Here is a 12,750-nt window from a genome sequence, read left to right as displayed (position 1 = left end):
CCTGGCTGCTTCCGTACACGTAGGGCGGATACTTTCCAATTTGCCAACGAACAAGGGGGGTTCGTGGAGGGGGAGGGGGCCCTGCACAGGCGATGCGAAGTTTTGCTTGGCAAAACTAGGAGGGAAAAGGATGAATGTATTAAAGCAGCTGAAAGAGTATTATTGGAAGGAAAAGCGGTTTTTCTTTGCATCTATTTTATGCTTGGCCGTTGCGACGGCGCTCGGGTTGATTTATCCGAATCTGCTAAGGTATCTGATTGATGACGTGATTGTGCCTAGGAATTTCGAACCAGTGCCTTATCTGGCCTTGCTCGTTCTTGGGATCGTTTCGCTTAAAGGCCTCTTTCAATTTTTACATGGATTTGCCGGGGGGCGGTTGGGCAATCGGGTAGCTTTTAACCTGAGAAATGCTCTTTACGACAAGCTGCAAACCTTATCATTTCAATTTTATGACAAGGCGAGAACCGGAGATCTGATGTCGAGATTGACAGCGGATCTGGAAGCTATCCGCCAGTTTATCGGATTTGGTTTCGCCCAGATTCTTAATGTCATGCTGATGTTTATTTTCGGCATGGCGATGATGCTAAGCATTAACTGGAAGCTCTCGCTGCTTACCATGGTTGCGATGCCGCTGCTCGCTATTACAGCTATCCGCTTCGAAGGGAAGATTCATCCGGCTTTCCGCAGCATCCGCCGTTCACTTAGCGAGCTGACTACAGCAGCCCAGGAGAACATCACCGGGGTCCGAACCGTTAAATCGTTCGCGCGGGAGCCTTACGAAATAGAAAAATTCGCTGTAAAAAGCGACAATTACAAAGGAACTAACGTGCATACCGCCCATATCTGGGCAAAGTATTTTCCGGTAATTGAGCTTTTGGCCAATATCAGCGTCATCCTGCTGCTGGGAGTAGGCGGTTATCTAGTTATTCTAGAGCAGCTGACTGTAGGAGAGCTGGTCGCTTTCTTCAGCCTGATCTGGTATGTCATTACTCCTATGTGGAGCATCGGAATTCATATCAACAACTATACTCAATCAAAAGCGTCCGGGGAACGGATTCTGGAGCTGCTGCACCATTACGTCCATGTCAAGAACAAGGAGAAAGCGGTGCAGGTTACAGCGGAAAATTTAAAAGGCGATGTGGAATTTGATCATGTGACATTTGCTTATCCGGAGAGTCAGCCTTCCCTCTACGATCTGCAGCTGAAGGCACCTGCCGGGAGCGTCATCGGCTTGCTAGGGGCGACCGGTGCAGGCAAATCGACGGTCATCCAGCTTTTGATGAGAGCTTACAACGTTAAGGAAGGCCGTATTTTGATAGATGGGCGCAACATAAATGACTATGATTTGGTTAGCTTGCGCGAGCAGATCGCGGTCGTCTTTCAGGAAACGTTTCTCTTTTCCGCGACAATCCGCAACAATATTGCTTATGGTAACCGGAATGCAACGATGGACGAGATTGTGCGTGCGGCCAAGCTTGCGAAAGCCCATGACTTCATTATGGAACTGCCGCAAGGCTATGATACGGTAGTGGGCGAGCGGGGGATGGGCTTGTCCGGGGGGCAAAAGCAGCGGATTGCGATTGCGAGAGCCCTGTTAAAGGATCCGAAAATCCTTATACTCGATGACGCTACAAGTGCGGTGGATATGGAGACTGAGCATGAAATCCAAGCGGGCTTCAGCGAATTGATGAAGGGCAGAACAACCTTTATCATTGCGCACCGCATCTCTTCCTTGAGACATGCTGATGAAATCCTTGTGCTGGATAAAGGCCGAGTCATACAGAGAGGAACCCATAAACAGCTGCTAAATGAGGAAGGACCTTACCTGGATACTTACAATATTCAATATGCCGACCGGCCGCAAACTGCCGCTGAGGTGAGAGAAAAGCAGAGGTGTGCCAATTGAGTACGAAACAAGCAGCAAGTCATAAGGATAACAGCCTGAACCAGCAGCAGCCGTCTCAGCAGCGCTTTGTCTACCAGGATGATGAGATTATGGAAAAACCGTTTGACTGGGGTCAGGTCAAACGGTTGGGTAAATATCTTACTCCTTATCGGAAGCAGATGATTCCGATTATCTTCGTAACGATTCTGGTTACATTGACCAAGCTGGCGATTCCGCTGATGATCGCCTATGCAATAGACCATGCATTAACCAAACCGAATCCCCAACTGCTGATTACTATAGTACTCGTCATGGTCGTGTTGTATATTATCCAATGGCTGGCAAGCAGCTACCGGATTCGCCATACCTCGATCATCGGCCAGAAGATGATCTATGATCTGCGCAAGGACTTGTTCGGGCATATCCAATCCCTGTCCTTTCGCTTCTTCGATAAGCGTCCGGCAGGGTCTGTGCTGGTGCGGATCACCAACGATATCAACTCGCTGCAGGATTTGTTTACGAACGGTGTCGTCAATCTGTTGATTGATTGTATCCAACTGATCGGAATTGTCATTATTTTGCTTGCACTTAACGTAAAGCTTGGCCTGGCTATTATGATTACGGTACCGATCATGTTCGTGATTTCGACATCGCTGCGGAAGCGAATCCGCAGAGCCTGGCAGGATGTGAGAATGAAGCAGTCCCGCATCAACTCGCATTTGAATGAAAGCATTCAAGGGATGAAGGTGACGCAGAGCTTCGCGCAAGAGCGTGAAAATATGAAATACTTCAACGATATGAATGACGTCAACAAGAAGTCCTGGGACCGGGCTTCCCGTTTAAACCAATCTTTCGGCCCGCTCATTGAAGTAACGGGCGCCATTGGTTACTGCATCTTGTTCTGGTACGGAACGACGTTAATCAGCAACAATCAATTGTCAGTGGGAGTTTTGGTCGGTTTTGCCACCTATATTGGCTTTTTCTGGGAGCCGATTACCCGTTTGGGTCAGATGTACTCCCAATTGCTGATTGCGATGGCTTCTTCGGAGAGAATTTTCGAATTCATCGATGAACAGCCTACGGTAGCCGAGTCTAAACAGGCTAAAAAGCTTGCACCGATCAAGGGAGATATCCGTCTTGAACGGATCGTATTCGAATATGAAAAGGGACGCCCGGCGCTCAATGATATTGATCTTAAGGTCCAGCAGGGCCAGTCGATTGCGTTGGTCGGGCATACAGGATCAGGAAAGAGTACGATTATCAATCTGTTGTGCCGTTTCTACGATCCGGTGCAGGGCAGGGTCATTATTGACGGACAGGATATTAGAGAAGTTACGATTCAGAGCCTCCGTTCCCAAATCGGTATCGTGCTTCAGGATACGTTTATTTTTTCCGGAACAATCCGTGAAAATATCCGCTTCGGAAAGCTTGACGCTACGGATGAAGAGGTGGAACGTGCCGCTAAGGCCGTACATGCTCACGATTTTATTATCAACCTGCCGAACGGCTATGACACGGAGGTTGAGGAACGCGGGAACATCCTGTCCATGGGGCAGCGTCAGCTTCTGTCCTTCGCGCGTGCGCTGCTTGCCGATCCCCGCATTTTGATTCTGGATGAGGCTACGGCAAGTATTGATACCGAGACGGAGTTAAAAATACAGGATGCTATGAAGACGCTCCTTGCCGGAAGAACTTCGTTCATCATTGCGCATCGTCTATCTACGATCCGCCATGCCGACAACATTGTGGTGCTGGACCACGGACGGATTATGGAAACCGGCAATCATGATCAATTGATGAAGAAGCAGGGCATCTATTATGGCTTGATTCAAGCGCAATACAAATTTCTAGCAGAAGAAACCGGTTGAAGAAAAAGACTCGTTTAACCGGTTTTCTTAGAAGATTTACCCGGCCCGGACATATACGTCCGGGTCATTTTATGGTATGATACGCACTGGAAACGTTTGCAATAGTTGGGAGAGGAGCGAGATCGATTGAAGCACAAATTTGCAGCGCAATTGTACACTTTGAGAGAAGAGCTCAAACAAGATTTTCCCGCAGTATTGAGAGAGCTTAAACAAATGGGGTGGGCCGGGGTGCAAATTTCCGGACTGCACGGCTTTGACGCGGAAGAAATCGCCGCAGTATTGAAAGAAACAGGTTTGGGAACGGCCGGCATGCATGTGGCGCTGGACCGGCTTCGCAATGACCTGGATGAGGTTCTGAGGGAAGCGCTATTGTTCGATACCAAGGATCTGATCTGCCCGGCTATTCCGCCGGAAGTCAGAAATGCAGAGGGGTACCGCAGTCTGCGGCAGGAGCTGAATGAGCTTGCGGCGAGGCTCTCTGGGGACGGATACCGCATCAGCTATCATAATCATGCATTTGAATTCGATACGGAGATAGAAGGCAAATCCGCATTGGAGTATTTATTGGAGCCGGCAGATGATAATGCGCTTCTGGCAGAAATTGATGTGTATTGGGTTAAGAAGGGCGGACAGGATCCGCTGGCATTTATCGATACGTACCGCCACCGCATGCCCATCATTCATCTAAAGGATATGTCAGCAGATGAGCGAGAAACCTTTGCCGAGCTGGGAACCGGACAAATTGAGTTCGCCCCGCTGCTGGAATGGGGAGAAAAATACGGTGTCGAATGGTATGCTGTAGAACAGGACCAGTGTCCAGGGAATCCTCTGGATAGCTTGCGCATTAGCTTAACCTATCTGCATCAGCTTGCCGGAGCCCGATAAGCTTAGTCTTGAACTGGCGCCCGGAATGCATTGCCGGGTTCTCGCTGCCGGACCGATTTGCAGCGCTGACTATGGCTTGATACGCCTTGCAGCCTGTCCAAGATGAGCGTTTTTTACTAAAACAGTTCTTATAGTGCTGTGACTTGCCGATAAGACTAAGGGTGGCTATACCTTTGGCCTGAAAGCTGCAAGAGAAAGGTCCGCTTTTTCCGTGGGAAGGATGCGGATCTTTCTCTTTTCTTTCTAATGCGTACAGCTGACAAGAAGGTTGACTAAGCGGACAGTCGAGGGTTTTCCAGGTATGCGGCAAGCTTTTTTTATTGTGGAGTTCAAGAATCCTCTCTGAATTTGCAAATTGCTTACTGAACCATTACTCTAAACGTTAAGGTATCATCGTATAGATCGAGAGCTTTGTATAAAAAAGACCAACAACTTGTAGGGGGAGGTTTGTATGAGTACGAGACTGCTCTGGAGACTAACGGGTATTGCAGCTTTAGCAGCTACCGTTTTATTTGTCGGAGGGTTTGTATATGCCGTGCAAAGCATCTTAAATCCCCAAGGAGACGTGGAAATGGCTGCACCTAATGACGGGCAGATACAGCCAGATCCGGTAAGAGACCAATCCCGAATTCAGATATTAGGCCTCGGAGATTCACTCACCAGAGGCGTTGGCGACCCTACAGGAGAAGGTTACGTGGGTCGGGTGGCTGATTTTCTTAGAGGTGAAGAGGAAAAAGAGGTCTATGTATGGAACTATGCGGTTTCCGGAAGCCGGACCGATCAGCTGCTGGAGCTGATTAAGGCCGAGAACAGCGAGGTGCGTCAATCCGTAGCGAAGGCGGATATCGTTCTGCTGACGATTGGCGGCAATGACTTGTTCCAGCTGGGAATCGGACAGGCTGGCAGGAATGAGCCAGAGAGTCTGGAGCTCGACTTTGAGCATGTGGCCAACAAGCTGCCGGAATCCGTGGACAGGCTGGAAGAGATTCTGGCGGAGCTTGCGGGGCTGAATCCGGAGACAAGAATTATTTATTTAGGACTCTATCATCCGTTTCTTAGCTTTGATCACGACCGTCTCGGTTCTGCCCTGATCCAGGAGTGGAACAGCCGGGCTATCCAGCTGTCCAACGTGTACCCCAATCTGACGGTGGTACCTACCTATGATCTGTTCCAGACGTATTTGTCCCGTTATTTGTCCGAGGATCATTTTCACCCGAATGCTGACGGTTATAAGCGCATGGCGGAGCGTGTCATTCAGGTTCTGCAATAACAGGCCGATTTGGTTTAGAAGGAGGGAGAGCTGCTATGGCGGACAATACGAAGGAAATGCCGGATAACCAGGAGAACGCGGGCATCGTGTTAGCTGTGCAAAATCTTAAGAAAAAAATCGGAAAACAGTGGATTATTCATGGAGTATCCTTTGATATCCGTGAAGGCGAGGTGTTCGGCTTTCTCGGTCCCAACGGGTCTGGAAAAACAACGACCATCCGCATGCTGGTTGATCTGATCCGTCCTACAGAAGGCGAGATCCGGGTGGGCGGAATATCAATGAAAAGCGATCCGACCCGAGCGCTGCAAAATATTGGCTGTATTGTGGAAAATCCGGAGCTGTACAGCTACATGAGCGGCTGGGATAACCTCGAGCATTTTGCCCGTATGCTTCCGGCAGTTGGACAGGATCGGATTAAGGAAGTAGTTCAACTCGTCAGCATGGAAAAACGAATTCATGATAAGGTGAAGACCTATTCCCTCGGCATGAGACAGCGGCTGGGAATCGCCCAAGCGCTGCTTGGCAGGCCCAAGCTGTTAATATTGGACGAGCCGACTAACGGGCTGGATCCGCAAGGGATTAAGGAAATGAGGGGATTTATCCGGCAATTGGCGGCAACGGGGCTCAGTGTTTTTGTTTCCAGCCATTTGCTTAATGAGATCCAATTGATGTGTGACCGGGTAGCCATTATAACTAAGGGCAAGGTCATTGCTGTTGGTCATGTCAGCGAGCTGTTAAACCAGACAGAGCGCAAGCTGGTTTGGACCGTGGACCAGCCTGCCAAGGCGAGGGAAGTTCTTGGTCGAATGGACAATGTGGAGCTGCTGGATGAAGAGGAGGCTGGTGGGAACAGCGGAGAAGATGAGTCCGAAACCGGGAGGGCTGCCCCTGGGAACGCTGTGTTGGCTGCACCCCGAGAGGTACGGGAGGGGAAGCCTGCAATCAAGCAGTCGTGGGAGCAAATCACATCAAAGGACAAGAAAGAACAAACAGCGTCCGGCCCGGCAGCAAATCCAGAGGCGGGCGTTGTTGTGGCTAGAATGGCAGACTGCCTGGTGCCAGAGGCCAACCGGCAGTTAATGAACGCCGGAATCGGCATTTTCTCCGTTGTCCCCAAAAATCCGATGCTGGAAGAATTGTTCCTGCGCTTGACAGAAGGTGAGTCTATTGGTTAGTTTATATCCTCTGATCCAGAACGAGACGATTAAAATGTTGAAAAAGCGCCGTTTTCTTGTGGTGGTCTTCATTCTGGCGCTTCTTATTCCGATGTTTACCTATGCGCAGCTGAAAGTCGCAGACACGATGCGCAAGCAGTTTGGAACTGAGGATTGGCGGGTAACCACCCAGCAGCAGATTATCGATTATACCAATCGCCTGAACAGCAGCCGGGTAGCAGAGGAATGGAAAAAGGTATTGCGGGTAGAAGTGCAAAGACTGCAGTATGCGCTGGAGACGGACATCAATCCACAGTCCCCGAATGCGGTTACCTTCACCAGAACCTTTATGGAAAATGCCGTCAGCCTGTTTATTCCTTTACTGATTGCGGTGCTTGCTGCCGATATCGTCTCCGGCGAGCATTCCTCAGGGACGATCAAGCTGCTGTTGACAAGACCGGTGCAAAGATGGAAAATTCTTTTGAGCAAACTAATAGCTCTGCTCTTGTTTGTAGCTCTGCTTATTTTAACTACCGGGATTCTTTGTTACCTGATTTCCGGGATTGTATTCGGCTACGGTGGCTGGAACATGCCTGTGCTAGTCGGTTACGAAGTAGTTGGGGATGAATTAAGCACCGCTAACGTGCATGCGGTTCCACAATGGCTCTATTTGCTTATGGTCTTTGGGCTAGCCTGGTTTTCCAGTGTTATTGTGGCTTGTCTGTCGCTGATGGTATCGGTGCTTGTGCGCAGCACGGCGGCAAGTATGGGTATTATGTTATCAGCCCTCATTGCCGGGACGATTCTGGCGAACATGGTCTCCTCCTGGGAAAGTGCCAAATATTTGTTTATGGTCAATTTGGAGATGGTCAGCTATTTATCCGGTTCTCTCCCGCCAATTGAAGGGATGACGCTGACTTTTTCGCTCGCTGTGTTAAGCGCTTGGGGAATCGCCGGTTTGCTGGTTGCCTTTATCGTTTTCACAAAAAAGGATATACTTAATTAATTATCAGATTTATGCATAATTCGATTTCGTTAAAAGTCGATGCTGCTTCATAATACGCCGGTAAGTATCCAAGCAGTAAAATAGATTACATGGAAACTAGGATTTGTGCCAGTACTCAATTATAGTTTGGTATACACTGGTAATGCTGAAATATAGAACGAAGCTGAACTCGTCTGATGTTATTTTTTGATAGGAGGCACGTGAATGGCTGAGCAGTTGAATTTATTTACGGATCGTCCGGCGTCGCAGGATTATGGCGCGGATGATATTCAAGTATTAGAAGGATTAACCGCGGTCCGCAAAAGGCCGGGGATGTACATAGGCAGCACCAGTTCGGCAGGCCTGCATCATTTGGTGTGGGAAATTATAGATAATGCGGTGGACGAGCATCTCGCAAAGCATTGTTCGGAGATTGAACTGACTATTCATAAAAATCAATCGATCACCGTGTATGACAATGGGCGGGGAATCCCGACGGGAATTCACAAAATGGGGATCCCTACCCCTCAAGTCGTTTTTACGATCCTTCATGCCGGGGGCAAATTCGGAGGCGGAGGCTACAAAAAATCGGGAGGGCTGCACGGAGTAGGCGCCTCGGTTACCAATGCCTTATCCGAATGGCTGGAGGTGGAAATTTACCGTGACGGTAAGATTCACAAGCAGCGCTTTGAATATTGGGTGGATGAAGAGGGCAAGGAGCATGTCGGCGAGCCGGTCACTGGACTCGAGGTGCTGGGGAATACGAACCGGACCGGAACGAAAATTACCTTTTTGCCGGACCGTCGCGTCTTTCAAAGCGGTATTAGCGTAAACTACGATACCCTTTCGGAAAGGCTGCAGGAGCTGGCCTTTCTTAACTCCGGATTGAAGATTACGATCAAAGACGAACGCGAAGGCAAGCAGGACGTATTCGAATATTCCGGCGGCGCGAGCCAGTTTGTGGCGTTTCTGAATGAAGGCAAATCGACCTTTCATGACGTCATTCATTTTTACGCGGAAAAAGACGACATCGAGGTGGAGGTGGCGCTTCAGTATAATGACGGTTATACCGAGACGATCGCCTCATTTGTCAACTCTATTCCTACCCGCGGCGGAGGAACGCATGAAACAGGCTTTAAGACGGCCTACACCCGGGTGATGAACGAATATGCGCGGAAGGCGGGTATTCTTAAAGATAAGGACAAGAATCTTGAAGGGGCAGACTTGCGTGAAGGCTTGATGTCGGTCATCAATATTAAAATGGGCGATGTCGAATTCGTAGGACAGACCAAGGATCAGCTCGGCAGCTCTTCCGCAAGAAGTGCGGTCGATGCGGTCGTATCTGATAAAATGGCCGTCTTTCTCGAGGAGAATCCTCAGGTTGCACAGATGATGCTGAAAAAAGCCGTACAGTCAGCCAAAGCGCGGGAGGCGGCCCGCAAAGCGCGGGAGGAGATCCGTTCCGGGAAAAAAGGGAAGAGCGAAAGCTCTAACCTGAACGGCAAGCTGACGCCCGCACAATCCAAGGATTATGCGAGCAATGAGCTCTTTATAGTCGAGGGCGATTCCGCAGGAGGGTCGGCCAAGCAAGGCCGGGACTCGAAGCATCAGGCGATCCTGCCGCTCAAAGGCAAGCCGATGAATCCCGAGAAGGCGAAGCTTGCCGACATCCTCCGCAATGATGAGTACAAAGCGATTATTGCCGCTATAGGGGCAGGGGTAGGCAGCGAGTTTTCCCTGGAGGAAAGCCGCTACGGCAAAATTGTCATTATGACGGATGCCGACACGGATGGGGCGCATATCCAGGTGCTGTTGCTGACGTTTTTTTACCGGTATATGAAGCCGTTGGTCGATGAAGGCAAGGTGTATATAGCCCAGCCTCCGTTATTCAAAGTAACCAAAAAATCTGGAAAGACGGTCAAAACCCAATATGTCTATTCGGATGAAGAGCTGCATGATGCGATTCAGAAGATGGGCAAGCCAGTTGAACTGCAGCGCTACAAAGGTCTCGGAGAAATGAATCCGGAGCAGCTGTGGGAAACGACGATGGACCCCGAACGGCGGATTTTGTTCCAAGTCAGAATTGAGGACGCGGCCAAGGCGGAGCGCCGGGTCTCCACTCTGATGGGGGATAAGGTTGATCCCCGGAAACGCTGGATTGTGGAAAATGTACGACTTTACGGAATTTGAAGAGTAAAGGGGAAGTGACGCCATGAGTGTATCAGAACAATTTTTACCCGCCTTTTTGGAAGATGTGGTTGGCGATCGATTTGGCCGCTACTCCAAATATATAATTCAAGACCGGGCTATACCGGATGTCCGGGACGGCCTGAAGCCGGTACAGCGCCGCATTCTGTACTCGATGTATGAAGCGGGCAACACGCCGGACAAGCCTTACCGCAAATCAGCTAAAACGGTCGGGGATGTTATGGGGAACTACCATCCCCACGGCGACAGCTCGATCTATGACGGGATGGTCCGCATGGCCCAATCATGGAAGATGGGGCATGTATTGATAGACGGTCACGGCAACTGGGGGTCGCTTGACGATGATCCGCCGGCGGCTATGCGTTATACCGAAGCGAGATTATCGCCTATTGCGATGGAAATCCTGAGGGATATCGATAAGCGAACCGTTGGATTTAAGGATAACTTCGATAATACGGCAAAGGAGCCGGTAGTGCTGCCCTCGCGTTATCCGAATCTGCTGGTGAATGGCGTCAGCGGGATCTCTTCCGGGTTTGCGACCGAAATCCCGCCGCATAATTTGCGCGAGGTTATCGATGCCTGTATCGCGGTGATGGACAATCCGGATATGGAGCTGGATGCTTTGATGAACATAATTAAAGGCCCGGATTTTCCTACGGGCGGCATTATTATGGGCGAAGAAGGCATTCGCGAAGCGTTTTCTACTGGCAAAGGCCGCGTATACATACGCTCCCGCACGGAAATTGAAGAGCTGCGGGGCGGCAAGAAGCAGATTGTCATTACCGAGATTCCTTACCAGGTAGTCAAATCCCGGCTCGTTACAGCAATGGAGAACATCCGGATTGAGAAGAAGGTTGACGGCATTACAGAGGTACGGGATGAGAGCGGACGCAACGGTTTGAGAATCGTGGTGGAGCTGCGCAAGGATGCCGATTCGGAAGGCATTCTCAACTATTTGCTGAAGAAAACCGACCTGCAGGTGACCTACAATTTCAATATGGTTGCGATCGTGAACCGGGCTCCCCGCCAATTGGGTATTATCCCGATCCTGAAAGCCTACATCGAGCATCAGATTGAAATCGTTACGAACCGCACCCGCTATGATCTCGATAAAGCTGAAGACCGCGCCCATGTGCTGGACGGGCTGGTTAAAGCACTGAATATTCTTGATGAGGTCATTGCGACGATTAAAGCTTCCAAGAACCGTCAGGATGCGCAGAAAAACCTGGTGGAGAAGTTCGACTTCACTGAGCGGCAGGCCGATGCGATTCTGGTGCTGCAATTGTACCGGTTGACCAATCTCGAAATTACTTCGCTTGAGAAGGAAATGAAGGAGCTTAACAAAACGATTGCCTCGCTCCGTGCCATTTTATCAAGCAAAAATAAACTGTACAAAGTAATCAAGGACGAACTGATGCAAATCCGCAACACCTACGGTATCGACAGGCGCTCGGAAATTCAGGGAGAGGTCGAGGAGATCAAAGTCAATCTCGAAGTTATGGTTGCTCCCGAGGACGTGCTTGTCGCTCTGTCCCACGAAGGTTATGTTAAGCGGACAAGCAAGCTGTCCTTCACGCGGTCTGGCGGCGACAGTACGAATACAGGATTAAAGGAAGGCGATTACCTCCGTTATCTGCTGGATGTCAACACCATTGACAGCCTGCTCATTTTTACTGCGAAAGGGCAGTACTTCCTGCTGCCGGTTCATCAGATACCGGAATACAAGTGGAAGGATAATGGAACCGCGATTGTCAATGTGATCCCGTTAGGCAAAGAGGACAGAATTGCGGGCGTGATTCCGGTCAGCAAGTTTGACGAGCCCGGTAAATCGCTTGTCTTCGTCACCCGGCGGGGCCAGGTCAAGCGCACGGAGCTGAAGGAATATTATACGAACCGATCCAGTGCAGTTGTTGCCTGCAAGGTAGGGGCCAATGATGAAATTATTAAAATAAGCTTGTCCGGCAGCGATAAAGACCTGCTGTTGATTACTAAAAACGGAATGGCCATCCGCTTCATGGAGGATGAAATTAACCCGATGGGCAGAGCGGCCGGCGGGGTGAAGGGCATTCAATTGAAGGATGACGATGAAGTTGTCGCAGCAGAATGGGTACAAGGAGAAGAAGGAGAGGTTCTGGTCGTTTCCGATCTTGGTTATGCGAAACGCTCGCTGCTGCTGGATTATCCGCTGCAGGGACGAGGAGGCAAGGGTGTATTCACCTTTGAGTTCAAGGATGGCAAACGCGTCCGGTCCAACGGAACTTCACTGCTCGCTTCCTTTGCGGTGAAAGAGGAGATCGAATGGCTGGCGGTATTGGAGAACGGGGAGATCCACGTGATATCTTCGGAAAAGGTGCCGATTGATGAACGGAAATCAACAGGCAAATCGGTGGTGCCAGCCACCAAGACCAATAAAGTGGCGCATGTATGGATCAAGCCCGATTTGCAGTAAGTACGGCGAGATTTGGAGCTTGCCGCTTGTTCTAAACGGCCCAAAG

At 49.9% G+C, this 12,750-nt stretch carries 7 protein-coding genes and 1 pseudogene; all 8 read left to right on the top strand.

The annotated features are described in order from the left end of the window. Positions 1-130: 130 nt before the first annotated feature. Positions 131-1,906 carry an ABC transporter ATP-binding protein gene (locus PSHG_RS13795; RefSeq protein WP_010273721.1) on the top strand — a complete coding sequence of 592 codons (1,776 nt, stop codon included), beginning with the start codon at positions 131-133 and terminating at the stop codon, positions 1,904-1,906. Then, the gene (locus PSHG_RS13790; protein WP_010273719.1) at positions 1,903-3,753 is read left to right on the top strand and encodes an ABC transporter ATP-binding protein; all 1,851 of its coding nucleotides are present in this window, start codon (positions 1,903-1,905) and stop codon (positions 3,751-3,753) included. Before PSHG_RS13795 ends, PSHG_RS13790 begins: the two co-directional genes overlap by 4 nt. 126 nt (positions 3,754-3,879) lie before the next feature. Continuing rightward, positions 3,880-4,638, top strand: coding sequence for a sugar phosphate isomerase/epimerase family protein (locus tag PSHG_RS13785; RefSeq protein WP_010273717.1), 759 nt, complete (start codon positions 3,880-3,882; stop codon positions 4,636-4,638). 451 nt (positions 4,639-5,089) lie between these two features. Beyond that, on the top strand, positions 5,090-5,908 hold the full coding sequence (locus PSHG_RS13780) for a GDSL-type esterase/lipase family protein (protein WP_010273715.1): 819 nt from the start codon (positions 5,090-5,092) through the stop codon (positions 5,906-5,908). 35 nt (positions 5,909-5,943) lie between these two features. Beyond that, a complete protein-coding gene (locus PSHG_RS13775; protein WP_010273713.1) occupies positions 5,944-7,083 on the top strand; it encodes an ABC transporter ATP-binding protein in 1,140 nt (379 codons plus the stop codon). Then, positions 7,076-8,068 (top strand): ABC transporter permease, encoded by a 993-nt coding sequence (locus PSHG_RS13770; protein WP_010273711.1) that lies wholly within the window; start codon positions 7,076-7,078, stop codon positions 8,066-8,068. The genes PSHG_RS13775 and PSHG_RS13770 overlap by 8 nt, the downstream gene beginning before the upstream one ends. A gap of 204 nt (positions 8,069-8,272) precedes the next feature. Further along, positions 8,273-10,244: pseudogene (gene parE, locus PSHG_RS27675) on the top strand (DNA topoisomerase IV subunit B). 15 nt (positions 10,245-10,259) lie between these two features. Further along, on the top strand, positions 10,260-12,704 hold the full coding sequence (gene parC / locus PSHG_RS13760) for a DNA topoisomerase IV subunit A (protein ID WP_010273708.1): 2,445 nt from the start codon (positions 10,260-10,262) through the stop codon (positions 12,702-12,704). Positions 12,705-12,750: the final 46 nt, after the last annotated feature.

Source organism: Paenibacillus senegalensis JC66 (assembly GCF_000285515.1).
Classification (GTDB): Bacteria; Bacillota; Bacilli; order Paenibacillales; family NBRC-103111; genus Paenibacillus_L; species Paenibacillus_L senegalensis.
This window is presented reverse-complemented; position numbering and strand designations above follow the sequence as displayed.